Annotated in this window: 26 protein-coding genes and 2 tRNA genes; 7 read left to right on the top strand and 21 right to left on the bottom strand. The window is 43.1% G+C overall.

The window, feature by feature from the left end; translation table 11 throughout:
• Positions 1 to 18: 18 nt before the first annotated feature.
• The 9 genes from nusA to rlmE all read right to left on the bottom strand — a co-directional run bounded on the left by nusA (position 19) and on the right by rlmE (position 7,896).
• A complete protein-coding gene (gene nusA, locus ACUN2T_RS23675) occupies positions 19 to 1,527 on the bottom strand; it encodes a transcription termination factor NusA (protein ID WP_445495329.1) in 1,509 nt (502 codons plus the stop codon).
• A 21-nt stretch (positions 1,528 to 1,548) separates the two neighbouring features.
• A complete protein-coding gene (gene rimP, locus ACUN2T_RS23680) occupies positions 1,549 to 2,001 on the bottom strand; it encodes a ribosome maturation factor RimP (RefSeq protein WP_445495330.1) in 453 nt (150 codons plus the stop codon).
• A 211-nt stretch (positions 2,002 to 2,212) separates the two neighbouring features.
• Positions 2,213 to 2,289: transfer RNA gene (locus tag ACUN2T_RS23685), tRNA-Met, on the bottom strand.
• 60 nt (positions 2,290 to 2,349) lie between these two features.
• Positions 2,350 to 2,438: transfer RNA gene (locus ACUN2T_RS23690), tRNA-Leu, on the bottom strand.
• A gap of 57 nt (positions 2,439 to 2,495) precedes the next feature.
• On the bottom strand, positions 2,496 to 2,834 hold the full coding sequence (gene secG / locus ACUN2T_RS23695) for a preprotein translocase subunit SecG (protein ID WP_445495331.1): 339 nt from the start codon (positions 2,832 to 2,834) through the stop codon (positions 2,496 to 2,498).
• A gap of 175 nt (positions 2,835 to 3,009) precedes the next feature.
• Positions 3,010 to 4,347: a phosphoglucosamine mutase gene (gene glmM, locus ACUN2T_RS23700; RefSeq protein WP_445495332.1), complete on the bottom strand. Its 1,338-nt coding sequence runs from the start codon at positions 4,345 to 4,347 to the stop codon at positions 3,010 to 3,012.
• Positions 4,344 to 5,189: a dihydropteroate synthase gene (gene folP, locus ACUN2T_RS23705; protein WP_445495333.1), complete on the bottom strand. Its 846-nt coding sequence runs from the start codon at positions 5,187 to 5,189 to the stop codon at positions 4,344 to 4,346. The genes glmM and folP overlap by 4 nt, the downstream gene beginning before the upstream one ends.
• 76 nt (positions 5,190 to 5,265) lie before the next feature.
• Positions 5,266 to 7,218, bottom strand: a complete 1,953-nt coding sequence (gene ftsH / locus ACUN2T_RS23710) for an ATP-dependent zinc metalloprotease FtsH (RefSeq protein ID WP_445495334.1) — start codon at positions 7,216 to 7,218, stop codon at positions 5,266 to 5,268.
• Positions 7,219 to 7,266: 48 nt separating this feature from the next.
• Positions 7,267 to 7,896: a 23S rRNA (uridine(2552)-2'-O)-methyltransferase RlmE gene (gene rlmE, locus ACUN2T_RS23715; RefSeq protein WP_445495335.1), complete on the bottom strand. Its 630-nt coding sequence runs from the start codon at positions 7,894 to 7,896 to the stop codon at positions 7,267 to 7,269.
• 137 nt (positions 7,897 to 8,033) lie between these two features.
• On the opposite strand from rlmE, the gene yhbY reads away from it, so the two are divergent.
• Complete coding sequence (gene yhbY, locus ACUN2T_RS23720) at positions 8,034 to 8,327, top strand: ribosome assembly RNA-binding protein YhbY (protein WP_445495336.1); 294 nt, start codon at positions 8,034 to 8,036, stop codon at positions 8,325 to 8,327.
• A 136-nt stretch (positions 8,328 to 8,463) separates the two neighbouring features.
• On the opposite strand, the gene greA is transcribed toward yhbY, so the two are convergent.
• Complete coding sequence (gene greA / locus ACUN2T_RS23725) at positions 8,464 to 8,940, bottom strand: transcription elongation factor GreA (protein ID WP_133813828.1); 477 nt, start codon at positions 8,938 to 8,940, stop codon at positions 8,464 to 8,466.
• A gap of 260 nt (positions 8,941 to 9,200) precedes the next feature.
• Between greA and dacB the strand changes: the two genes are divergently transcribed.
• Positions 9,201 to 10,649 (top strand): serine-type D-Ala-D-Ala carboxypeptidase, encoded by a 1,449-nt coding sequence (dacB, locus tag ACUN2T_RS23730; protein ID WP_445495337.1) that lies wholly within the window; start codon positions 9,201 to 9,203, stop codon positions 10,647 to 10,649.
• Between the two features lie 57 nt (positions 10,650 to 10,706).
• On the opposite strand, the gene cgtA is transcribed toward dacB, so the two are convergent.
• From cgtA to rplU, 3 genes are all read right to left on the bottom strand, one after another.
• Positions 10,707 to 11,882: an Obg family GTPase CgtA gene (gene cgtA, locus ACUN2T_RS23735; RefSeq protein ID WP_445495338.1), complete on the bottom strand. Its 1,176-nt coding sequence runs from the start codon at positions 11,880 to 11,882 to the stop codon at positions 10,707 to 10,709.
• Between the two features lie 128 nt (positions 11,883 to 12,010).
• The gene (gene rpmA, locus ACUN2T_RS23740; RefSeq protein WP_445495339.1) at positions 12,011 to 12,268 is read right to left on the bottom strand and encodes a 50S ribosomal protein L27; all 258 of its coding nucleotides are present in this window, start codon (positions 12,266 to 12,268) and stop codon (positions 12,011 to 12,013) included.
• 19 nt (positions 12,269 to 12,287) lie between these two features.
• Positions 12,288 to 12,596, bottom strand: coding sequence for a 50S ribosomal protein L21 (rplU, locus tag ACUN2T_RS23745; RefSeq protein WP_015836119.1), 309 nt, complete (start codon positions 12,594 to 12,596; stop codon positions 12,288 to 12,290).
• 250 nt (positions 12,597 to 12,846) lie between these two features.
• On the opposite strand from rplU, the gene ispB reads away from it, so the two are divergent.
• Positions 12,847 to 13,818: an octaprenyl diphosphate synthase gene (gene ispB / locus ACUN2T_RS23750; RefSeq protein WP_445495340.1), complete on the top strand. Its 972-nt coding sequence runs from the start codon at positions 12,847 to 12,849 to the stop codon at positions 13,816 to 13,818.
• Positions 13,819 to 13,840: 22 nt separating this feature from the next.
• Here ispB and ACUN2T_RS23755 read toward each other — a convergent pair whose 3' ends face one another.
• The gene (locus tag ACUN2T_RS23755; protein ID WP_445495341.1) at positions 13,841 to 14,221 is read right to left on the bottom strand and encodes a DNA-binding protein; all 381 of its coding nucleotides are present in this window, start codon (positions 14,219 to 14,221) and stop codon (positions 13,841 to 13,843) included.
• Positions 14,222 to 14,297: 76 nt separating this feature from the next.
• A complete protein-coding gene (locus tag ACUN2T_RS23760; RefSeq protein WP_445495343.1) occupies positions 14,298 to 14,645 on the bottom strand; it encodes a DNA-binding protein in 348 nt (115 codons plus the stop codon).
• Between the two features lie 185 nt (positions 14,646 to 14,830).
• On the opposite strand from ACUN2T_RS23760, the gene ACUN2T_RS23765 reads away from it, so the two are divergent.
• Positions 14,831 to 15,097 carry a helix-turn-helix domain-containing protein gene (locus tag ACUN2T_RS23765; RefSeq protein WP_036770439.1) on the top strand — a complete coding sequence of 89 codons (267 nt, stop codon included), beginning with the start codon at positions 14,831 to 14,833 and terminating at the stop codon, positions 15,095 to 15,097.
• A gap of 102 nt (positions 15,098 to 15,199) precedes the next feature.
• Here ACUN2T_RS23765 and mdh read toward each other — a convergent pair whose 3' ends face one another.
• A complete protein-coding gene (gene mdh, locus ACUN2T_RS23770) occupies positions 15,200 to 16,138 on the bottom strand; it encodes a malate dehydrogenase (protein ID WP_445495344.1) in 939 nt (312 codons plus the stop codon).
• A 456-nt stretch (positions 16,139 to 16,594) separates the two neighbouring features.
• Between mdh and argR the strand changes: the two genes are divergently transcribed.
• Positions 16,595 to 17,065: a transcriptional regulator ArgR gene (gene argR / locus ACUN2T_RS23775; RefSeq protein WP_445495345.1), complete on the top strand. Its 471-nt coding sequence runs from the start codon at positions 16,595 to 16,597 to the stop codon at positions 17,063 to 17,065.
• Between the two features lie 44 nt (positions 17,066 to 17,109).
• On the opposite strand, the gene mpl is transcribed toward argR, so the two are convergent.
• Positions 17,110 to 18,480: a UDP-N-acetylmuramate:L-alanyl-gamma-D-glutamyl-meso-diaminopimelate ligase gene (gene mpl / locus ACUN2T_RS23780; RefSeq protein WP_445495347.1), complete on the bottom strand. Its 1,371-nt coding sequence runs from the start codon at positions 18,478 to 18,480 to the stop codon at positions 17,110 to 17,112.
• Positions 18,481 to 18,645: 165 nt separating this feature from the next.
• Between mpl and fbp the strand changes: the two genes are divergently transcribed.
• Positions 18,646 to 19,650: a class 1 fructose-bisphosphatase gene (gene fbp / locus ACUN2T_RS23785; RefSeq protein ID WP_445495348.1), complete on the top strand. Its 1,005-nt coding sequence runs from the start codon at positions 18,646 to 18,648 to the stop codon at positions 19,648 to 19,650.
• A gap of 86 nt (positions 19,651 to 19,736) precedes the next feature.
• Here fbp and ACUN2T_RS23790 read toward each other — a convergent pair whose 3' ends face one another.
• From ACUN2T_RS23790 to ACUN2T_RS23800, 3 genes are read right to left on the bottom strand one after another with little or no spacing between them, the layout of a single operon-like run.
• The gene (locus ACUN2T_RS23790) at positions 19,737 to 20,912 is read right to left on the bottom strand and encodes an MFS transporter (RefSeq protein WP_445495350.1); all 1,176 of its coding nucleotides are present in this window, start codon (positions 20,910 to 20,912) and stop codon (positions 19,737 to 19,739) included.
• 14 nt (positions 20,913 to 20,926) lie between these two features.
• Positions 20,927 to 21,235, bottom strand: a complete 309-nt coding sequence (locus tag ACUN2T_RS23795) for a hypothetical protein (protein WP_445495352.1) — start codon at positions 21,233 to 21,235, stop codon at positions 20,927 to 20,929.
• Positions 21,232 to 21,945: an L-tyrosine/L-tryptophan isonitrile synthase family protein gene (locus tag ACUN2T_RS23800; RefSeq protein WP_445495353.1), complete on the bottom strand. Its 714-nt coding sequence runs from the start codon at positions 21,943 to 21,945 to the stop codon at positions 21,232 to 21,234. The genes ACUN2T_RS23795 and ACUN2T_RS23800 overlap by 4 nt, the downstream gene beginning before the upstream one ends.
• Before the next feature lie 337 nt (positions 21,946 to 22,282).
• Here ACUN2T_RS23800 and ppa point away from each other — a divergent pair, with 337 nt between their 5' ends.
• Positions 22,283 to 22,813 carry an inorganic diphosphatase gene (ppa, locus tag ACUN2T_RS23805; RefSeq protein ID WP_445495354.1) on the top strand — a complete coding sequence of 177 codons (531 nt, stop codon included), beginning with the start codon at positions 22,283 to 22,285 and terminating at the stop codon, positions 22,811 to 22,813.
• Between the two features lie 102 nt (positions 22,814 to 22,915).
• On the opposite strand, the gene ACUN2T_RS23810 is transcribed toward ppa, so the two are convergent.
• Positions 22,916 to 23,263, bottom strand: a complete 348-nt coding sequence (locus ACUN2T_RS23810) for a gamma-glutamylcyclotransferase family protein (protein WP_445495355.1) — start codon at positions 23,261 to 23,263, stop codon at positions 22,916 to 22,918.
• Position 23,264 lies beyond the last annotated feature (1 nt).

The following is a 23,264-nucleotide window of genomic DNA, read 5'->3' on the forward strand; positions in this document are numbered from 1 at the left end:
CCTTCCTGCTACAGTTTATTACGCATCATCACCAAACCAACAGATATTGCGAGCAGCCATGATGAACTCTCCTGCTTGCTCATCACTCAAACTTTCAATATCCGATAGGTCGTCGATACCCTGCTCGGCAAGATCTTCCAGCGTACAGATGCCACGGGCAGCTAGGTCAAATGCCAGAGTGCGGTTCATACCAGTCAGATTTAACAACTCTTCAGTTGGTTGCTTATCACTGAGACTCTCTTTCTGAGCCAGTTCCAAAGTAGTTAAAGCAGCTTTTGCACGTTCACGCAGGACTTCGATAGTTTCCTCATCAAGGCCGTCAATTTCCAGAAGCTCTTTAATTGGCACATAAGCCAGTTCTTCCAGAGTTGAAAAACCCTCTTCGACCAGAACAGTAGCGAACTCTTCATCAATATCGAGATGCTTAGTGAATGTATTAATAGAAGCGTGAGCTTCTGCCTGATGTTTTGCTTGCAGCTCCTCAGCAGTCATGACATTTAATTCCCATTTGTCATCACCACGGTGTTTTTTCAGCAACTGCGCAGCCAGACGCACATTTTGACCATTACGGCCAATAGCCTGAGCCAAGTTGTTGCTTTCAACGGCAACATCCATCGTGCATTTGTCTTCGTCAACCACAATGGATGCAACATCAGCCGGAGCCATAGCATTAATGACGAATTGAGCTGGGTTATCATCCCACAATACGATATCAATTCGTTCGCCGCCCAGTTCACTGGAAACAGCCTGTACTCGCGCCCCACGCATACCGACACAAGCACCAACCGGATCGATACGCTTATCATTAGTTTTTACTGCGATTTTAGCGCGGGAACCCGGATCACGGGCAGCAGCTTTAATCTCGATAAGCTCCTCACCAATTTCCGGAACCTCAATACGAAACAGTTCAACCAGCATTTCCGGACGGGAACGGCTGACAAACAGTTGCGCTCCTCGTGCTTCAGGGCGAACATCATACAGTACACCACGCACGCGGTCACCTGGACGGAAATTTTCCCTTGGTAACATGTCTTCGCGAAGGATAACTGCTTCAGCATTATTGCCCAGATCAAGAGTGATATTTTCACGATTTACTTTCTTAACGACACTGGTGATGATCTCACCTTGTTGTTCGCGAAACTGGTCAACAACCATGGCCCGTTCAGCTTCACGGACTTTCTGTACGATAACCTGTTTAGCAGTCTGCGTTGTAATCCGGTCAAATGTGACTGATTCAATTTGATCTTCGGTATAACTACCCAAATCAATTTCAGGCTCTTCGAATCTAGCCGCTTCCAACGTAATTTCACGAGTCGGCTGAGTCACTTCTTCAACAACTAACCAACGGCGGAAGGTGTCAAAATCGCCAGATTTACGATCTATACTGACACGAACATCAATATCTTGTTCATATTTTTTCTTGGTGGCTGTGGCCAGTGCTGTTTCCAGCGCCTCGAAGATTTTTTCGCGTGGAAGGGATTTTTCATTAGAAACCGCTTCCACAACAGCCAGAATTTCTTTATTCATCCTAGTTGCCTCATCCGAACTTTAAAAGTGGGGTACCAGGTTCGCTTTCTGGATGTTGCTCAGTGCGAACACTTCATCTTTTCCATCCACCGTAACCGTGATCATTTCGCCGTCGACAGTTTTGATAATGCCCAGCCATTTCCGACGGTTTTGCATTGCAATACGTAAAACCAGACTGATTTCTTCACCAATAAAACGCTGGTAATGTTCAGCAGTGAACAATGGACGTTCTAGACCAGGTGAAGAAATTTCCAGGTTATAAAGCACCGAGATAGGATCTTCGACATCCAATACCGCACTGACCTGGTGGCTAACATCAGCACAATCATCAACAGTGATACCATTCTCACTATCAATATAGATCCGCAGTGTAGAAACACGCGCACGAATAAACTCCAAGCCGACTAATTCAAAGCCTAAAGCTTCAACTGGTGCTGAAATCATCGCTGTTAATTTTTGTTCTAATGTGGACAAACCCACCCCCAAGACATAAAAAAAGGGCTCATTAGCCCAGTAGTTCTGTTGTCAAATAACAAAAAACCCCGAAATTCGGGGCTTTATGCAACTGGACCCTATTTGCTGCCAGTGACTTAAACCACTCACTTCGCGCACCTTTCAAATCAGGATCAATATGTTAAATATTGCTGAATTATTTCATTCGAAAAAGGTACATCTTATTAAGAAGTGGTTGCGGGAGCCGGATTTGAACCGACGACCTTCGGGTTATGAGCCCGACGAGCTACCATGCTGCTCCATCCCGCGTTCGAAAACGTGGCAAATACTACGCTGATAACTGCCAAAACGCAAGCTATCTGAATTTAATGGTACCGAGGACGGGACTTGAACCCGTAAGCCCTAGTGTGGGCACTACCACCTCAAGGTAGCGTGTCTACCAATTTCACCACCTCGGCACTGATATAAGGCTATCTACTAAACAACAACCTCATCTCAATTCTTCTTTGTGACGATTACTGCGGAATGTCACTATTTGGTGCTGCTGGCACTGCCGGGATTTCTGTGGACTTCTCGACTTTAGCCGGTTCACCAATATTCTCCCACTTACTGCCTATACCCGTTTGATTACTGGTCATGTTCCCAAGCACCAAACTAATAATAAAAAACAGAGTGGCAAAAAGCGCAGTCATACGGGTCATAAAGTTACTGGAACCCGATGAACCAAACAGTGTTGCAGACGCACCCGCACCAAAGGAAGCACCCATATCAGCACCTTTACCCTGCTGTAGCATAACCAAGGCAACCAGCCCGATAGCAACCAGCAAGAAAACAACTAAAAGAGCTTCATACATATGTTGTACCTGTATCCTCGTGGGGTTTACCACGATTTACGTGGTTACCTTATACCGCATCACCCACCCAAACAGATTAATCGCCTGTTGAGTGGGTGTGAATACTAACCAAACAACACCTGATACGCAAGGTTAATTTCAATAATCAGAATCACTTGAAGAAAAAAACAACAAATTAACCAACGTGTTTCACTGCATCAGCAATGCGATGCGCCAAAGCAGTTACCTGAACATCATCTTCACCTTCCACCATGACACGAATCAATGGTTCAGTGCCCGACTTACGTAACAATACCCGTCCACGGCCATTTAATTCAGCTTCAACAGATTTGGTGACACTGATTACATTTTCTGATTGAAGCGGATCGTGTGAACCAGAAAAACGAACATTTACCAGCACCTGCGGCAAAAGTTTCATACCACTGCACAGATCATGCAGGCTCATATGGTTACGCACCATTGCACTCAGAATCTGAAGACCAGCAACAATACCATCACCTGTAGTTGTTTTATCAAGCAGAATAACATGACCGGAATTTTCAGCACCTAAACGCCAGCCTTCTTCCTGCAATTTTTCCAGCACATAACGGTCACCCACCTTAGTACGCAAGAATGGGATACCAAGCTGTTTCAATGCCAACTCCAATCCCATATTACTCATCAGCGTGCCCACAACGCCACCACGCAGTTGTCCTTGTCTCAAGGCTTCGCGGGCAATAATATAAAGGATCTGATCACCATCAACCTTCTGCCCCAAGTGGTCAACCATAATCACGCGGTCACCATCACCATCGAATGCCAGGCCAACATCGGCCTTCTCTTCTACAACACGTTGCTGCAACAACTGAACATCGGTAGCACCGCATTTTTCGTTGATATTAATCCCATTCGGCTCACAGCCAATCGTCACAACATTAGCCCCTAGTTCCCTGAGTACATTTGGAGCAATGTGATAAGTCGCACCGTTAGCGCAGTCAAGAACAATTTTTAACCCATTGAGACTTTGTTCGCTTGGAAATGTACCTTTACAAAATTCAATATAGCGACCAGCCGCATCAACAATACGGTTTGCACGTCCTAACTCTGCGGACTCCACGCAAGTCAGTGGTTTTTCCATTTCAGCTTCAATCGCTTCTTCCACATCATCCGGCAGTTTCTTACCGTCAATAGAGAAGAATTTAATACCATTATCATAATAAGGATTATGAGAAGCAGAAATAACAATTCCAGCTTCAGCACGGAAAGTACGAGTCAGATAAGCAACAGCTGGGGTTGGCATAGGACCAGTAAACGAAGCAGACAAACCAGCCGCTGCTAAACCTGCTTCTAAAGAGGACTCCAGCATATAGCCGGAAATACGGGTATCCTTACCGATAATGATCTTACGAGAACCATGACGAGCCAATACCTTACCCGCCGCCCAACCGAGCTTTAACACAAAATCCGGCGTGATTGGGCTATCGCCCACTTTGCCACGAATGCCATCAGTACCAAAGTATTTGCGGTTACTCATAATTTCTTTTCTTCCTTTACTGAAAGTGTTGCTTCAACAATTCGCATTGCCTGCACGGTCTCTTTAACGTCATGTACCCGGATAATTTGCGCTCCTTGCATAGCAGCAATAACAGCGCAAGCCACACTACCGGCAACCCTTTCTTGTGGTGGAACATGAAGCAACTGACCTATCATGGACTTACGTGACATTCCTGCCAACACAGGCAAACCAAATTGATGAAGTTCGTTTAAATGCGCCAGTAATTGATAATTATGCGTCAAGTCCTTGCCAAAACCGAAGCCCGGATCAAGAATAAGTTTATCTTTCGCTATCCCTGCCACCATACAACGTTCAATTTGCTCAGTAAAAAATTGTTTCACTTCACCCAACAAATTTTCATAATGTGGCGCATCCTGCATAGTCCTCGGCTGACCTTTCATGTGCATCAAACAAACAGGTAAGCCAGATTGAGCAGCACTTTCCAAAGCACCAAACTCTTGCAATGAACGAATATCGTTAATCAAATGAGCGCCCGCTTTTGCTGATTCACTCATAACCAATGCTTTTGAGGTATCAACAGAAATCCAAATATTAAATCGTTGAGCTAAAGCTTCAATAACAGGAACAACCCGATCTACTTCTTCCTGTTCACTGACCTCATCAGCCCCCGGACGGGTAGATTCCCCACCAACATCAATGATTGCAGCGCCTTCAAGAACCATCTCTTCAGCATGTCGTAAGGCCATATCCAAAGTATTATGAGCACCGCCATCAGAAAATGAATCTGGAGTAACATTCAAAATACCCATCACTTTCGGGCGGGAAAGATCGAGAACATTATCTCTAGCTATGAGTTTCATGTTGGTCTACCTTTAATATCAAAACCCCAGGACTTGCCTGGGGTTTAATGCGTATATCTATCGGACTAATGAACAATTACTGATCTTTATTTCCTGATTGCTCACCATCTGGTACCGACGTATTGGTATCATCAGTTGGTTTTGCAGCCTGTGGAGATGGCGTATTACTTGCTGGTCGGCCGTTATTGTTGCCACCGTTACCATCTTCCCATCCTGCTGGCGGGCGCACATTCGTACGATTCATTAAATCATCTATCTGAGGTGCATCAATAGTTTCGTACTTCATCAACGCATCTTTCATCGAATGCAAAATATCAAGGTTGTCCATCAGAATCTCACGGGCACGTTGATAGTTATGGTCGATAATCGCTTTAACTTCCTGATCGATCAGACGAGCCGTTTCATCAGACATATGTTTAGCTTTCGCAACTGAACGCCCGAGGAACACTTCTCCTTCTTCCTCCGCATAAAGTAATGGGCCAAGTTTTTCCGAGAAACCCCACTGTGTTACCATGTTACGGGCAATCGATGTTGCAACTTTGATATCGTTAGATGCACCAGTAGAAACACTGTCTGGACCATAAATAATCTCTTCTGCCAGACGGCCTCCGTATAAGGTTGAGATCTGGCTTTCCAGTTTCTGACGGCTAGCGCTGATCTGATCCCCTTCCGGCAGGAAAAAAGTCACCCCTAAAGCGCGACCACGAGGAATAATGGTAACTTTATGAACAGGATCATGCTCAGGAACCAAACGACCAATAATGGCATGCCCTGCTTCATGATAAGCGGTTGATTCTTTTTGCTCTTCCGTCATCACCATGGAACGGCGCTCCGCACCCATCATGATTTTGTCTTTCGCTTTTTCGAATTCAACCATAGAAACCACACGTCTGTTGCCACGGGCAGCAAACAAAGCAGCTTCATTCACCAAATTCGCTAAATCAGCACCAGAGAATCCCGGAGTACCGCGCGCAATGACAGAAGCATCAACATCAGTATCCAAAGGAACCCGCCGCATATGAACTTTCAGAATCTGCTCACGACCACGTACGTCTGGCAGACCGACAACAACCTGGCGGTCAAAACGCCCAGGGCGCAGTAACGCCGGATCAAGTACGTCAGGGCGGTTAGTTGCGGCAATAACGATAATACCTTCGTTACCTTCAAAACCATCCATCTCAACCAGCATCTGGTTCAAAGTCTGCTCACGTTCATCGTGACCACCACCCAAACCGGCACCACGCTGACGGCCTACTGCATCAATCTCATCAATAAAAATGATACAAGGTGCTGCTTTCTTCGCTTGTTCGAACATATCACGAACACGGGATGCGCCAACACCGACAAACATTTCAACAAAGTCAGAACCAGAAATAGTGAAGAATGGCACTTTTGCCTCACCGGCAATTGCTTTTGCCAGCAAAGTTTTACCCGTACCTGGAGGCCCGACCATCAGAATACCTTTTGGGATTTTTCCACCCAATTTCTGGAAGCGGCCTGGCTCACGCAGATATTCCACCAGTTCACCGACTTCTTCTTTCGCTTCGTCACAACCAGCAACATCAGCAAAAGTGGTTTTAATCTGATCTTCTGTCAGCATACGGGCTTTGCTTTTACCAAAAGACATTGCCCCTTTACCGCCACCACCCTGCATCTGACGCATAAAGAAAATCCAGACCCCGATAAGCAGTAACATCGGGAACCAAGAAATGAAAATAGAAGTTAGCAGGCTTGGTTCTTCCGGCGGTTCACCAACCACTTTCACGTTCTTATTCAGTAACGTATCAAGCAGTTTTTCATCCTGTATTGGTAGGTAAGTGGTGTATCTGCTGTTATCTTTCTTACTCACATTAATTTCACGACCTGTGATACGAACTTCGCGCACCTGATCCTGGGCTAACTCATTGATGAAGGTAGAGTAATCCACCCTACGACTATTGGAATCGCTGGGACCAAAACTCTGGAATAACGACATCAGCACAACTGCGATAACTAACCAGAGAATCAGGTTTTTCGCCATGTCACTCAAGGGATTAACCTCATATTACAACTGTGTTAACAAATAGCATTCAGGGTACTATAGTTTCCGCCCTGTCGCTACAATGTATACTTCACGCGATCGTGCCCGCGAAGCGTCTGGCTTACGAATTTTCACGTTCGTAAACAGGGAGCGAATTTCCCTCAGGTATTCATCAAAGCCCTCTCCCTGAAACACTTTGACAATGAAACTCCCCCTAGGGGCCAGCACATCACGACACATATCTAACGCCAATTCAACCAGATACATGGATCGAGGAATATCGACCGCAGGTGTTCCGCTCATATTGGGTGCCATATCCGACATGACAACCTGGACTTTGTTATCACCAACTCGCTCAAGCAATGCTTTCAATACAAGTTCATCACGAAAATCGCCCTGAAGGAAATCGACTCCGACAATTGGATCCATCGGTAAAAGATCACAGGCAATCACCCGCCCATGTTCATTAATTTGACTCACTGCGTACTGAGACCATCCACCAGGGGCGGCGCCTAAATCGACAACGGTCATGCCGGGCTTAAAAATTTTGTCACTTTGTTGAATTTCATCAAGTTTAAACCAAGCGCGAGAGCGAAGCCCTTTTTTCTGTGCCTGAAGAACATATTTATCACTAAAGTGTTCTTGTAACCAGCGGCTGGAGCTTGCCGAACGTTTTTTATTGGTCATTGTCCTTTCCAACTATACTAATAAAGAGCCAGATATCTATTGCTCCGCACACCAAAACCACAACACACTATTTATGGTGATAGATATGAGATGGCGGTAGAATGTCCCGTTTTCAATCCTAACTAAGCAAAAAAACAATGACTCTTAACAAAAAACAAGTGCAACACCTGAAAAGTCTCGCTCATCCATTAAAACCTGTCGTCATGATTGGTAACAACGGTTTGACTGAGGGCGTGTTGGCTGAAATTGAACAAACGCTGGCACACCATGAGCTTATCAAAGTCAAAATCGCAGGCGAAGATCGTGAAATCAAAAATTTGATCGCCGATGCAATTGTCCGCGAAACTGGTGCATATAATGTGCAAATTATCGGAAAAACACTGGTTCTTTACCGCCAATCGAAAGAACGCAGAATTATTTTACCTAAATAATCAAACCACATTTATATAAAAATGCCATGCGCATGATTATGGTAAAAAAGGCCATATCCGGCCTTTTTTACCTTCTCTACGATTTTTGTGTAACTTTACCTAATAGAAATCAATAGCAACAGGCTGATTCTGAAGTTTAAATATATTCAACTTTCAGGATTTCATATTCAACTTCACCGCCTGGCGTTTTGATAATAACAACATCATCAGCTTTTTTACCAATCAAACCACGGGCAATTGGTGAATTCACTGAAATTAAATTTTCTTTAATATCAGCTTCATCATCACCCACAATCCGGTAAGTCTGCTCTTCATCCGTATTTATATTCAAAGCTGTAACTGTAGCGCCAAAAATAACGCGCCCAGTCTTGGGCATTTTTGTGACATCAATCACTTGTGCATTAGAAAGCTTAGCTTCGATTTCCTGAATACGGCCTTCGCAGAAACCTTGCTGTTCACGAGCTGCATGATATTCCGCGTTTTCTTTCAGATCACCATGTTCACGCGCTTCAGCAATGTCTGAAATAATTTTTGGACGGCGTACGTTCTTTAGATAATCTAACTCTTCGCGCAACTTATCCGCGCCACGTACCGTCATTGGAATCTGTTTCATTTATTAATCCTCTAAATCTTTCCTGAGCAAAAAACAAGCATCATCCTGATGTTTTCAGATAACAGCACAATGAGCACGCCTTGTCGGGCGGGCTTCCAGACAATAAACAATAATGTGAACCTACGAGCTACCCAGAGTTCACAGTCATATTCTACCTATTAATATATCATTCTAACGTAGACTTGATGATGGGTCATCGTTTACTTTCCCCCTCGTTGCGCCTTAGTATTGTGGCATGTCCACATCCATATGCGAAATTTATGTCCTTCTTTAAAATTGCCAGCAAATTGGTTTGCGTTACCTATCTGTACTTGGCTACCGCCAACGCAAACGCCACACCTGTCGAGGAATATACGCAATATCTGCCTGATGGCACTAATCTTGCGTTAATCGCTCAGAAAATTGGCTCCAGTACCCCGGTAATTGATTATCACGGGCAGCAAATGGCTCTGCCAGCAAGTACGTTGAAAGTTGTCACAGCGCTTGCAGCATTGTTACAACTGGGAAAAGACTATCGCTTTATCACCACATTGGAAAGTCATGGCAAAATTTCAAACGGTATTTTAAAAGGGAATTTAATCGCTCGTTTTGTCGGTGATCCAACATTGACCCGTCAACAACTTCGCAATATGGTTATAGTTTTGAGCCAAGCTGGCGTGAAAAAAATTGACGGGGATCTTTTAATAGATGTTTCCGCTTTTGCCAGCCACGATAAGGCTCCTGGTTGGGTATGGAATGACATGACCCAATGTTTTAGTGCACCACCCGCTGCCGCAATCGTGGATCGAAATTGTTTTTCCGTTTCACTGTATAGTGCAGAACGTCCCGGTGATACTGCATTCATCCGTGTCGCATCCTTTTATCCAGTGAATATATTCAGTGAAGTTAAAACATTAGTAAAAGGCGCTCCTGAAGGCCAGTACTGTGAATTAGATGTCGTTCCAGGAGAACTCAATCGCTTTACACTCACCGGATGTCTTATTCAGCGCAGCGAACCATTACCATTAGCTTTCGCTATTCAGAATGGAACCAGCTATGCGGGGGCAGTTCTCAAAAACGAACTGCAAATTGCGGGAATTGAAATCACAGGCAACCTCAAACGCCAAAGCTTACCAACTGAGCCGGGTAAAGTTCTGGCTCAGAATCAATCAGCACCATTACATGATCTGCTGAAAATAATGCTGAAAAAATCTGACAATATGATCGCGGATACCGTATTCAGGACAATAGGCCGACAACACTTTGATATACCAGGAACCTGGCGTTCAGGCTCTGATGCAGTACGACAAGTATTGAAACAAAAAGCAGGTATCGACTTGGAAAATACCGTGATGGTAGATGGCTCAGGATTATCCCGCCATAATCTAATTACCCCAGCAACCATGATGGAAATATTGCAGTTTATTGCTCAACATGATCAAGAATTAGATTTCATTTCCATGCTGCCATTAGCAGGTCATGACGGTACTCTAAGATACCGGGGAGGATTAGATGAAGCAGGAGTAAACGGGAAAGTTTCGGCTAAAACCGGTGCCCTGCAAGGAGTGTATAATTTAGCGGGCTTTATAACCACTGCCAGCGGTCAGCGAGTGGCCTTCGTACAATTTATTTCTGCTTATGCTGTACCGCCAAAAGATCATCGCAACCGCCGGATTCCTTTGGTGCGGTTCGAAAGCAGATTGTATAAAGATTTATACCAACACAATTAATAAAATCGGTGCCACAAATAGGTGGCACCCTTCGCTATTAATGAAAGATCAGGAGAGTCAACGTTTATAAATAACTTCAACGCTTTCATCGTCATCTTCGTCCCAATCGTCATCCCAGTCATCGTCTGCTTCCGAAACCTGTTCCAGTTGCTCTTTATGGTAATCATCCCACATGAATTCAACTTTCTCAGGCTGAGCTTCGTCTTCTGCTGTACTCATATTACGAGGTTTGGTTTTCATAAACTCCATAATATCCCAACAAAGCTCTTTAACCCCCAGACGATTTATCGCTGAGATCATGTAAAAATCGCCTTCCCAGCCTAATTCATCAGCAATAGCTTGCGTACGCTGTTTAACTTCTTCTGGTTCTAACAGATCAACTTTATTGAATACCAACCAGCGTGGTTTTTCTGCCAATTTTTCACTGTATTGCTGTAGCTCATTGACAATAATCCGGGCATTTTCGACAGGATCTGATTCATCAACAGGGCAAATATCAATTAAGTGCAGCAGCACCCGACAACGTTCCAAATGTTTCAGGAAACGAATACCCAGGCCAGCACCGTCGGAAGCACCTTCAATAAGCCCTGGAATATCAGCAACCACGAAACTCTGCTCGTTATCCATCCTTACTACACCCAAGCTTGGTACCAGAGTTGTAAATGGATAATCTGCAACTTTTGGTTTAGCGGCGGAAACAGCACGGATAAATGTGGATTTACCCGCATTTGGCATCCCCAGCATACCAACATCTGCCAATAACATCAGTTCCAGCGTCAATTCACGGGTTTCACCTGAAGTCCCCATTGTTCTTTGACGAGGAGCCCGGTTAACAGAAGATTTAAAGCGGGTATTACCCAGTCCATGGAACCCACCTTTCGCTACCATCAGACGCTGTTCATGACGAGTCATATCGCCCAGAACCTCACCGGTTGCTACATCGCGGATACGCGTACCAACAGGTACTTTAATCGTAATATCCTGACCACGCTTGCCTGTACAATCACGGCTTTGACCATTTTGCCCGCGTTCCGCCCGGAAAGACTTTTCAAAACGATAGTCAATCAGTGTGTTGAGATTTTCATCTGCCAGCAGATAAACATCTCCACCATCTCCACCGTCACCACCGTCTGGCCCACCTTTCGGAATATATTTTTCACGACGGAAGCTGACACAACCATTGCCACCATCCCCCGCAACAACCAGTATTCTGGCTTCATCTACAAATTTCATATTTTTTCTCCGTATGATAGCCATTATCGTGCTGGACGGCTGTTTTACCCAGAGATGGCGTATTCAGAATAATAAAAAGCCCCGCAACGCATTGCAGGGCTTCTGATTCGGTTTATAACTCGAAGAACTTATTCAGCTTCGATGCTGATAAATTTACGGTTTTTCGAGCCTTTAACTTCGAACTTAACTTTCCCGTCAGCTAATGCGAACAGGGTATGGTCACGACCACAACCAACGTTAGTGCCAGCGTGGAATTTAGTACCACGTTGACGAACAATGATGCTGCCTGCTAATACAGACTCGCCACCAAAACGTTTTACACCCAGACGTTTACTTTCAGAATCGCGGCCATTACGAGTTGAGCCGCCAGCCTTTTTGTGTGCCATTAATCTGCTCTCCTAAATCTTAAGCGATGCCAGTGATTTTAACATCAGTGAACCACTGACGGTGGCCTTGCTGCTTACGGCTGTGTTTACGACGACGAAACTTAACGATTTTAATTTTCTCGCCGCGACCATGGGCAACCACTTCAGCTTTGACTTTAACGCCTTCAACTACAGGAGCGCCGATTTTGATGTCATCACCATTAGCGACCATCAGAACCTGGTCAAACTCAACAGTTTCACCTGTTGCGATGTCCAGCTTTTCCAGGCGAATTGTTTGACCTTCGCTGACTCGGTGTTGTTTACCACCACTTTGGAAAACCGCGTACATATAAACTCCGCTTTCCGCACGCCCCCTAAATATCATTCCAGAGCGCGCTATAAATATTCATAATAGGGCGCGAATTCTACGCAAAAAAGCCTAAGAAGACAAGAGCAGAATTAGAGCAGATGATAAAAAAACATAGTTTCTGAATTGTCATTTATTTGAACTGTTTTTCGAGTACAATCAAGACACAGCGATAACTATTATAATGTTAATATGAACACTGCTCTGCATTAGAACCTATAGCCGAAAAAACATGAATTTAGAATCTATTATCAAGCTAACCGCTGATGATATGGCAGCGGTAAATGAAGCCATTCTTAGCCAGTTGAATTCTGACGTTACTCTTATAAATCAACTGGGCTATTACATAATCAGTGGCGGTGGAAAACGCATCCGCCCAATTATTGCCATTCTCGCTGGCAGGGCATTAGGTTGTCAGGGTGATAGGCATATTACAGTTGCCGCTTTAATTGAATTTATCCACACAGCGACCTTGTTACATGATGATGTTGTGGATGAATCGGATATGCGACGTGGCAAAGCCACCGCCAATGCCACTTTTGGTAATGCGGCCAGTGTATTGGTTGGTGATTTTATATACACCCGTTCGTTTCAGATGATGACGACGCTTAACTCTATGCGGGTTCTTAAACTGATGTCAGAAGCAACTAATGTTATCGCGGAAGGCGAGGTTTTACAGTTAATAAACTGCAATGACCCAGATATCTCCGAAGACGATTATATGCGCGTGATTTACAGTAAAACAGCACGGCTGTTTGAAGTTGCCGCCCACTCTTCTGCGATTCTTTCCAACGCGACACCAGAACAGGAAGCTGCTTTACAAGATTACGGACGTTATTTAGGCACCGCATTCCAGCTAATAGATGATTTGCTGGACTATGATGCTGATAGCGACACATTAGGCAAAAACACCGGCGATGACCTCAATGAAGGTAAACCAACATTACCATTGCTGCACGCGATGAATCATGGTAGTCCAGAACAATCAGCACTTATCCGTGAAGCAATTGAAAAAGGTAATGGCCGCCATTTACTCGAAACAGTATTGACCACAATGAGACAGTGCGGTTCGCTGGAATATACTCGCAAGCGAGCAGAGGAAGAAGCAGATAAAGCCATTGCTGCTTTACAGGTGCTGGAAAGCTCCCCATACAAGCAAGCACTTGTGGGGTTAGCACATATCGCCGTACAACGCCTCTCTTAATTGATGGCAGCAAAACCTGGGGTTAATCTGCCTCCAGGTTTTTTTCTACATCTTCAACACCAACATCAATATAACCAATAAGTTTTGCCAGTCCTTCCCGAAGAATGAATTTCACAATTTTTTCCCGCTCAACTTTAGTCAGTTGATAGTAAGCTTCAACCCAGATTAAGAATGGGTCCTGCCGTTTGTTCACGTAATCAACCGTGTTTTCCCCTACGGATAACATATTAAGTACATCTTCAGGCAAACTATTTATATGATATTCAAGAGCCTTGCCCTGAACACCCAGTTTACGTCTATATTCCCATCCTTCCCGCCTTGCCATCAGATTTATTCCCTGTGGCGAAGAAGGAAGCCCGGCAATACCAACCAGCTCTTTAGCTGAGTACCATTCTTTTTTCATACTTTTCTTCTCACTTTGCACCGAGATAATGAAGAAGAAGCCAAGTTAATTGGCATTTTTAATTTCCAAAAATGAGTTAAATAATAGAAAGTTTTTCCAAAAAACTTCTGATACCGTCTCGTAAAATCATGGCTGTCACAGCCTGTTTCTCAGATTCTGACAACTGGTGGAAAGCACCAACCCAAATCGATAAAGGATCTTGTTTCTGCACCTGATACTCAGAAGATGATTCATGAAACGCCAGTGCTGCAATGGTCGTCTCTGGAAAACAGGAATAGTGATATTCGATTGCCTTGCCTTGTACTCCTCGCCTTTTCTGACATAACCACTCCTCGCGCTTTGCTCTGGCATTAACTCCTTGTGGTGATTCAGGTAACTCACCCACGCCAATCAATTCCTTGGCCGAAAACCACTCTTTTTTCATCACGTTTCTCTATTTTTGTAACCAAGTTCAAAAAAGAAGTTTTTAAGAAAAAATTTGGAAATATTTTTAGAAAAATAATGCTATTTTATTTCTCAATAACAGGTTTCAGTTCGTTATTGCTCTCATGCAGACCTGTTATTTATACCACTAACATAGCATCAAATTTAATAAAAAAAGGATTAAAAATGATTTCAAGGAAATCTGATTGGCATCCTGCCGACATAATTGCAGCTTTACGCAAGCGGGGAACAACCTTAGCTGAAGTATCACGCAAAGCTGGACTGAGCTCATCTACACTCGCTAATGCACTGTCCCGCCCATGGCCAAAGGGAGAATGGATAATTGCGAATTATCTGGAAATACACCCTTCAGAGATTTGGCCTAGTCGTTATTTTGATCCAAATACTGGAGAATTATTAGAAAGGAAAATACGTGAACAAACAAATAATTAGCTAACGAATTATATTCGTTAAATAAAAACCGCCGGTAATTCGTTATACCAGCGGTTTTTATTATTTCATAAGTATATATTTTATATTTATAAAATATATCAATTAGTTATTAATGAATTTTTCGCCTAATTCTATATCTTTTCTCAATACGTCCAACATGCTTTCCAGTGATTTTTGTTCAAAATCACTCAATTTGCCAATTTCCAGACGCTCTTCTACGCCATTTTTACCCAAACGAATCGGTTGAGCGAAGAAACGTGCATATTTGCCATCACCTTCAACATAGGCACATTCCACAACATTGCTTTCGCCCTGTAAGCCACGGACCAAAGAAAGGCCCAGACGAGCCGCAGCTTGTCCCATAGACAGAGTTGCAGATCCACCACCAGCTTTAGCTTCAACGACTTCAGTACCTGCATTCTGAATACGTTTAGTTAAGGCCGCCAACTCTTCATCAGTAAAGCTCACATCAGGGATTTGGGACAACAGAGGCAGGATCGTCACACCAGAGTGACCACCGATAACCGGTACTTCGATTTCCTGCGGTTTTTTACCTTTCAATTCAGCAACAAAAGTATTAGAGCGGATAATATCCAGAGTTGTTACGCCAAACAGGCGGTTTTTATCATATACACCCGCTTTTTTCAGCACTTCGGCCGCAATAGCTACAGTTGTATTGACTGGGTTAGTAATAATCCCAATCAGTGCTTTCGGACACATTTTAGCCACTTGCTCTACCAGATTACGAACGATACCCGCATTAACATTAAACAGATCTGAACGATCCATGCCTGGTTTACGAGCAACACCTGCAGAAATCAATACAACGTCCGCTCCTTCCAACGCTGGCGTTGCATCTTCACCAGCAAAACCCTTAATTTTCACATCCGTTGGGATATGGCTCAAATCAGCAGCCACCCCAGGTGTCACTGGAGCGATATCATATAAAGAGAGTTCTGAACCTGAAGGAAGCTGGGTTTTTAGTAGAAGAGCAAGAGCCTGACCAATACCACCGGCTGCACCGAGAACTGCAACTTTCATCCTGATACTCCTTAAATCGTTTATACTTTAAAATACTGTGAATTCATCTGGTTATAAACCATAGATTACTACGTTCTTGAAAACAATCTGTTAACAGCCAAATTGTGGACTTACACTCTAATAGCGGGACGCAAAAGTCGCCGTATTCTAGGCAAAATGCTTATCTGTTAATGAGATAATGGACACTATTTTGATAATTGCCTTATGATTTTATGAAATAACCCGCTAAATACCTTACACCCAGCCACAACACCAAACAACATCATTTCATTAACAATATATTTACCTGATGACCAGCCCAAAAAAAGCAAATTCTCATATTCATGTTTTTTGAATTTCTATATAGCATAAGACTTATTCATACCATACAATAATGGTTAAAAAATCATTTTAATTGCATAAAAAATCATCTATATGCATAATATGATCTTCATAGCTGATTGAATATGGTGAAATATGCGTACTCCCTCTAAACAGGAAGATTTAGTAAAAGCTTTCAAGGCGTTATTGAAAGAAGAAAAATTTAGCTCTCAAGGAGAAATCGTTACCGCCTTGCTGGAAGAAGGTTTTGAGAATATTAATCAATCCAAAGTCTCCAGAATGCTGACTAAATTTGGTGCTGTTCGCACCCGTAATGCCAAAATGGAAATGGTCTACTGTCTTCCTGCTGAGCTTGGCGTTCCTACTGCCACTAGCCCACTAAAAAACCTGGTATTAGATGTTGATTACAACCATTCAGTTGTTGTGATCCGCACAAGCCCTGGCGCTGCTCAACTTATTGCTCGCCTGTTAGATTCTCTTGGTAAAGCAGAAGGTATACTTGGCAGTATCGCTGGTGACGACACCATTTTCACTACACCAGCCAGAGGTTTCACGGCAGAGCAACTACGTGAAGCAATCCTTGGATTATTTGAGCAAGAACTTTGAATAAACGCGCCAACATGGCGCGATTCATTTTCCTGCCACCATTTTCAGGATTGATAAGTTTTTTTATTCAGCTCAGACAGTAATTTTTCATGAATACCACCAAATTCACCATTACTCATAACCAAAATATGATCGCCCTTTTGTGCCTTATCAATAATCATATGTACCAGTGAATCGATATCAGCACTCCAATGCACAGGCTGAACACAGCGATCTGCAATTTCTGATACATGCCATTTAATATTAGCCGGCTGGAATAAGAACACTTTGTCAGCACGCCCCAGCGCTGGCGCAATCTCATTCTTACTAACGCCCATTCTCATGGTATTTGAACGCGGTTCCAACACAGTAAGAATACGGGCCGTTCCGCCAACCTTACTGCGTAGAGCTTCCAGTGTCGCCAGAATTGCTGTTGGGTGATGCGCAAAATCATCATAAACGGTGATGCCATTTTCCTCACCACGTAGTTCAAGGCGGCGACGAGCATTCATAAAATCGCTCAAAGCACGGCAGGCATCGGCTGGCTGGACACCAACATGATGTGCAGCTGCGATCGCAATCAGCCCATTACGCATATTATGTTCACCAACCAGTGACCAATTCACCTCTCCAACAATTTCACCACCATAAAACACCCGATAATCACTGCTGTCTGTACTTATTTTTTTTGCCAGCCAGCGGCCAGTTTCACCCACCAGCTCCAATTCACTCCAGCACCCCATAGACAAGACATGCTTCAGGTTCATATCGTTATCTGGAACAAAGATCTTGCCACTAGCCGGAATGATCCTGACAAGATGATGGAACTGTCTCTGAATAGCCGCCAGATCGCCAAAAATATCCCCATGATCAAATTCGAGATTATTCATGATCAGCGTACGTGGGCTGTAATGCACAAATTTAGATCGTTTATCAAAGAAAGCACTGTCATATTCATCGGCTTCTATCACGAAAAACGGGCTTTCTCCGATCTGAGCTGATGCGGCAAAATTCCCAGGAACACCACCGATCAAGAAACCCGGTTTATAGCCACAGGCTTCCAGAATCCAAGCCAACATGCTGGCGGTTGTTGTTTTGCCATGAGTCCCTGCAACCGCCAGAACCCAACGCTCCGGCAAGACATAATCATGCAGCCATTGAGGGCCAGAGGTATAAGGGAGCCCACGCTCCAGCACAGCTTCTACACAAGGATTTCCACGGCTCATGACATTACCGATGATGACCATATCTGGCACAGAATCCAATTGTGCCGGATCATATCCCTGAATTAGGCTAATCCCATGTTTTTCTAGTAAGGTACTCATTGGTGGATAAACATTGGTATCTGAACCGGTTACCTCATGGCCGAGAGAACGTGCCAAAATTGCCAGTCCACCCATAAAAGTACCGCAGATACCAAGAATATGAATACGCATTGATTTCCCATTCCATAGCATGAAGTTAGCCACTATTCTAACCATCAAAAGCAAGATAAGAAATGGAATAGCCTATGAATCATCCCTTTCTTTGGCTAAACTGCCCGCGTAAGAGTGCAATGGACATTCTAAAACCACTATCAAATCACATTCAGGACTTTCGTCATGAAAACATTAGGCGAATTCATCGTCGAAAAGCAGCACGATTTTTCTCATGCCACAGGTGAACTCACTGCATTGCTTTCCGCTATTAAGCTCGGAGCAAAAATCATTCACCGTGATATCAACAAAGCCGGTTTAGTGGATATTTTGGGGGCCAGCGGTGCGTCCAATATCCAAGGCGAAGTACAGATGAAACTGGACCTGTATGCTAATGAAAAACTCAAAGCAGCACTGAAAGCACGCGGTGAAGTTGCCGGTATCGCTTCCGAGGAAGAAGACGATATCGTTATTTTTGAAGGCGACCGCGCTGAAAATGCAAAATATGTTGTTTTGATGGACCCATTGGATGGTTCTTCAAATATTGATGTAAACGTTTCCGTTGGTACTATCTTCTCTATCTACCGCCGTATTACACCTGTCGGCAAACCCGTCACTGAAGAAGATTTCCTGCAACCGGGTAACCGCCAGGTTGCAGCCGGATATGTTGTTTATGGCTCTTCAACTATGCTGGTCTATACCACTGGCTGCGGTGTGCATGCCTTTACTTATGATCCTTCACTCGGCGTATTCTGTCTTTCTCATGAGAAAGTCCAGTTCCCCCCCAAAGGCAATATGTATTCCATCAACGAAGGGAATTACATCAAATTCCCTATGGGCGTGAAGAAATACATTAAATATTGCCAGGAACAGGATGAGGAGACTCAGCGTCCTTACACCACACGTTATATCGGTTCGTTAGTTGCTGATTTCCACCGCAACCTGCTGAAAGGCGGAATCTATATTTATCCAAGTACCGCCAGCCATCCATCAGGAAAATTGCGTCTGCTGTATGAATGTAACCCAATGGCATTTCTGGCCGAACAAGCCGGCGGTAAAGCCAGTAATGGCGCCAACCGCATTCTGGATATCATCCCATCCAAACTGCATCAGCGCGTACCTTTCTTTGTTGGCAGTAAATCAATGGTAGAGAAAGCCGAAAGTTTTATGGCTGAATTTCCAGATGAGTAATTTCATCGGTTAATTATGAAAAGACGGCGGGATTTCCCGCCGCTTTATCATTTATATCTATACCGGTAGCTACACGCCAGAAAAAATCATTTTTTCCATTTATTTACCAATAGAATAACCAGCAACGCTATCACACCAACTAATCCAATAGTGTTAACGATTCCCCACCCATTTCCCACGGCCATTACACCACCCACTGATAGTGATGCCATCGCATTCAATAAATATGTAATCAGAGAATTGATTCCTTGAATACGGGATTTATGAATAGAATGAGAAAAAGCATTCAATAAGAAAGTTCCGCCATTGAACATGAAAGCCCAGCCAACACCAAACATGATAAGCGAACTAAGGAAATGGAAAAATGAAGTACCGCTATATGCTAGCAGGATACCAATAAGGTTGGTTATTATTCCCAACACAATGATTATCTGAGAACTTAACCTTGTTACCAATCCTACCAATAACAATGCAGGCAAATACATAGCGACAAAATGCCATTGCAGTACAACAGCGCTATTTGCTATCGAAAAATGATGATGATGCATTGCTAATGGTGCTGAATTCATTAATAACGTCATAACGGAAAACGCAATTGCACAGCTGGCAGTGCCCATTAAGAAAGCTCTATCTTTAAGTAATACAGATAAGGGGCGCATATCCTTCCCTACGGAACCTTTAGCCACTGTGTCACCCAAAATCAGTTGCGCCTGAACAATCGCGGTAAGCAAGCAAATTAAAGCAGCGAAAACGAAACTACCAAAGAAAGGATATTCAGGGTATAACTCTACCCCCTGGCTGGCAACAAACGGCCCCAAAAAACCGCCCATTACCCCTCCACCTACAACCCAAGCAATAGCTCGTTTTTTATTTTCACCATCTTCACAAACTTCAGCAGCGGCAAAACGGTAGTATTGGTTAAATGCACTAAAAGCACCAAGTACAAAGGTTCCTACAGTAAAAAAGGCAAAGCTGTGCCACAAAAGCGCACCACCCGCAATCAAACACCCTGATAATCCCAACATTGATCCAATAATAAAAGCAGACCGCCGCCCAAACTTTTCCATCAAAGCCGAAACGAAATAAATCATCAGCGCTGCACCTACAACTGTCCCGGTAACCGGTAATGTCACTAATTCAGGGATAGGGGACAGTTGTACGCCAACTAAGGTTGATGATAGTGTCAGTAATGAAATGATGCTGCCCGTCAACCCCTGCCCTAACGCCAACCATATGATATTTTTCTTTTGAGCAATATTCATGGCGAATGTTTCCATTAATTAAAAGAAATTCTTTTTAATATTTCAATACTTTCATTTTGATAAAAATTCTCTTCAGTCCATGGAAGAAACATCACTCGGTTCTGTTCTGTAGAAAAATATTCCGCAATTGAATTTCTTTGCCTATCATATTCGCGAGTCAATGCAGGACGAGTAAAAAGAGCTTGCCAAAAACGACTCCCCCCTGTTAAGACTTTAATTAAAACCTTATTCCCAGTCACCAAATTCAATGCTTTTGACAACATCTGTAACCGGGCTATCGCATATAATTCAGAAAAATCAGCATAGGCCCCTAAAGTTTTCAAACCACCGCAAGAACGTTTAGGTTGGATGGCATATATTCCTCAATCCAACTTTCATAATCCTGAAAGTTGATTACATCTTCAACTCCTAATTTTTTGATCCAAAAAATAATAGAATTTTGATATTCCTGTACAATATGGGAAGGAGTACCGCAAGCGCGATTATATTTTAACCCATCCGATAAGATCGTAAATTTACACCCTGTAGGGGAAAGATTATTAGTCAAATGCCCAAGTTTAGCGCAACGGATAATAGTCTGAATCTCTGCCAAATCAGCCAAACCGCCACGGTTTTTAATAGGTGAAAAAGGTTTTCTTGATAAAATTGGTAATAATAGCTCAATTTTCTCTTCTTTATTAAGGCATTTCTTTACCTGATCACGAATATAATTTCTGGGTGTATAATGCTTTTTAATTTTAAAAAAATAGTTATCAAATAGAGATTCAGATACGACCTCTGAAATTCCTATATTTTTAACCTCATATTCGTTCTGCAAGTTCCTTGATATTATGAGTGTAGCACTCTGACGCTGTGATATGGATTTATTCATTATATTTTGTAACAAAGAAATAAATTCATCCAAAAAATAATCAGCAGAAATATATTCTGACCTTACATTAACATCACCGAAAAAATAAAGAGAATAACGTAATTCCCTCGTTAATTCTATTAAAAGATGACGACTGGATATCTGAGCCTTCATCCTTTCCATAGTAAATACCTTCTCCGAATTCATCCATATTCCCAATGTCATTAATATATAAAATAGCCTTTATTCTTTATATGTTAACTTATTATGTGAATCTACCAACCACATTAGAAAAAAATAACTTCCATTTAAATAAAATTAAATAAAAAATTACCGGAATGAGATAATTTATATTGTAACTAATTAATATAAGTTTATATCAAGATTCATATCTCACAACACTATGATGGTATTACTGATGCATGGAAACAAAACCATCTCAACCCAGCGTTCCACTTCATCATCATTCTAGCTATAATAGCCTCCCACTCCATTCTGATTTGAAATAAAGGAAACTTTCATGAGCCTGAACTTAGTACCGGCAGGGAAAGAACTGCCTGAAGACATCTATGTCATTATTGAGATCCCTGCCAACGCAGATCCAATTAAATATGAAGTTGATAAAGCATCCAGTGCGCTGTTTGTAGACCGTTTTATGTCTACCGCCATGTTCTATCCATGCAACTATGGTTACATCAACAATACTCTATCTCTGGACGGTGACCCAGTTGATGTTCTGGTTCCAACTCCATACCCATTGCAACCAGGTTCTGTGATCCGTTGCCGTCCAGTTGGCGTTCTGAAAATGTCTGACGAATCAGGTGAAGATGCCAAACTGGTTGCAGTTCCGCACAGCAAATTGACCAAAGAATATGATCACATTAAAGATGTGAACGATCTGCCAGAATTGCTGCGCGCTCAGATCACTCACTTCTTTGAGCACTACAAAGATCTGGAAAAAGGTAAGTGGGTTAAAGTTGATGGTTGGGATAATGCCGAAGCGGCTAAAGCAGAAATTATCGCCTCTTTCGAACGTGCTGCTAAGCAATAATCCCTCTTTATACGCATAATTAAAAAACCTCTGTGGAACATCACCGGCAGAGGTTTTTTAATGTCATAATCCCTTTTTATCATGATAAAAAGGGATTTTTATTTACTCTTCTGCGTGGCGCTTTAACCAGTCACCGCTTTTTATCCGCCGTAAACCGGTTACCGGAAACTGATAAAGATATATCCATGCACTGCCATATGGCGTCTGAATCAACTCCCTTACATACTCCCGAGAATTATCTTTTAAATCGTCTAATTCTGTCAGGATAGTTGAGTTGATGCGATATACCTCACATTCAATACTTCCGTCACCACGGATTACCGCAGGATAATGCCCAAGGTCATACAGCTCATAACCTTCCAGCTTATGATCCCCTAACCATTGAGCATCGGTCATCCAGTGATGATTGCCCTGTTTGCGCCGTAAGCTGCCATAAACAATAATTCGCATT

Source organism: Photorhabdus machadonis, assembly GCF_052657765.1.

What these genes read in the sequence shown, in the direction of transcription:
- nusA (WP_445495329.1), bottom strand. Translation starts at nt 1,527, where the DNA reads ATGAATAAAGAAATTCTGGCTGTTGTGGAAGCGGTTTCTAATGAAAAA.
- yhbY (WP_445495336.1), top strand. Translation starts at nt 8,034, where the DNA reads ATGACTCTTAACAAAAAACAAGTGCAACACCTGAAAAGTCTCGCTCAT.
- folP (WP_445495333.1), bottom strand. Translation starts at nt 5,189, where the DNA reads ATGAAACTCATAGCTAGAGATAATGTTCTCGATCTTTCCCGCCCGAAA.
- secG (WP_445495331.1), bottom strand. Translation starts at nt 2,834, where the DNA reads ATGTATGAAGCTCTTTTAGTTGTTTTCTTGCTGGTTGCTATCGGGCTG.
- argR (WP_445495345.1), top strand. Translation starts at nt 16,595, where the DNA reads ATGCGTACTCCCTCTAAACAGGAAGATTTAGTAAAAGCTTTCAAGGCG.
- glmM (WP_445495332.1), bottom strand. Translation starts at nt 4,347, where the DNA reads ATGAGTAACCGCAAATACTTTGGTACTGATGGCATTCGTGGCAAAGTG.
- ACUN2T_RS23800 (WP_445495353.1), bottom strand. Translation starts at nt 21,945, where the DNA reads ATGGAAAGGATGAAGGCTCAGATATCCAGTCGTCATCTTTTAATAGAA.
- ACUN2T_RS23760 (WP_445495343.1), bottom strand. Translation starts at nt 14,645, where the DNA reads ATGAAAAAAGAGTGGTTTTCGGCCAAGGAATTGATTGGCGTGGGTGAG.
- ppa (WP_445495354.1), top strand. Translation starts at nt 22,283, where the DNA reads ATGAGCCTGAACTTAGTACCGGCAGGGAAAGAACTGCCTGAAGACATC.
- ACUN2T_RS23755 (WP_445495341.1), bottom strand. Translation starts at nt 14,221, where the DNA reads ATGAAAAAAGAATGGTACTCAGCTAAAGAGCTGGTTGGTATTGCCGGG.
- fbp (WP_445495348.1), top strand. Translation starts at nt 18,646, where the DNA reads ATGAAAACATTAGGCGAATTCATCGTCGAAAAGCAGCACGATTTTTCT.
- ACUN2T_RS23790 (WP_445495350.1), bottom strand. Translation starts at nt 20,912, where the DNA reads ATGAATATTGCTCAAAAGAAAAATATCATATGGTTGGCGTTAGGGCAG.
- ACUN2T_RS23810 (WP_445495355.1), bottom strand. Translation starts at nt 23,263, where the DNA reads ATGCGAATTATTGTTTATGGCAGCTTACGGCGCAAACAGGGCAATCAT.
- ispB (WP_445495340.1), top strand. Translation starts at nt 12,847, where the DNA reads ATGAATTTAGAATCTATTATCAAGCTAACCGCTGATGATATGGCAGCG.
- cgtA (WP_445495338.1), bottom strand. Translation starts at nt 11,882, where the DNA reads ATGAAATTTGTAGATGAAGCCAGAATACTGGTTGTTGCGGGGGATGGT.
- rpmA (WP_445495339.1), bottom strand. Translation starts at nt 12,268, where the DNA reads ATGGCACACAAAAAGGCTGGCGGCTCAACTCGTAATGGCCGCGATTCT.
- ACUN2T_RS23765 (WP_036770439.1), top strand. Translation starts at nt 14,831, where the DNA reads ATGATTTCAAGGAAATCTGATTGGCATCCTGCCGACATAATTGCAGCT.
- rlmE (WP_445495335.1), bottom strand. Translation starts at nt 7,896, where the DNA reads ATGACCAATAAAAAACGTTCGGCAAGCTCCAGCCGCTGGTTACAAGAA.
- mdh (WP_445495344.1), bottom strand. Translation starts at nt 16,138, where the DNA reads ATGAAAGTTGCAGTTCTCGGTGCAGCCGGTGGTATTGGTCAGGCTCTT.
- greA (WP_133813828.1), bottom strand. Translation starts at nt 8,940, where the DNA reads ATGAAACAGATTCCAATGACGGTACGTGGCGCGGATAAGTTGCGCGAA.
- rplU (WP_015836119.1), bottom strand. Translation starts at nt 12,596, where the DNA reads ATGTACGCGGTTTTCCAAAGTGGTGGTAAACAACACCGAGTCAGCGAA.
- mpl (WP_445495347.1), bottom strand. Translation starts at nt 18,480, where the DNA reads ATGCGTATTCATATTCTTGGTATCTGCGGTACTTTTATGGGTGGACTG.
- dacB (WP_445495337.1), top strand. Translation starts at nt 9,201, where the DNA reads ATGTCCTTCTTTAAAATTGCCAGCAAATTGGTTTGCGTTACCTATCTG.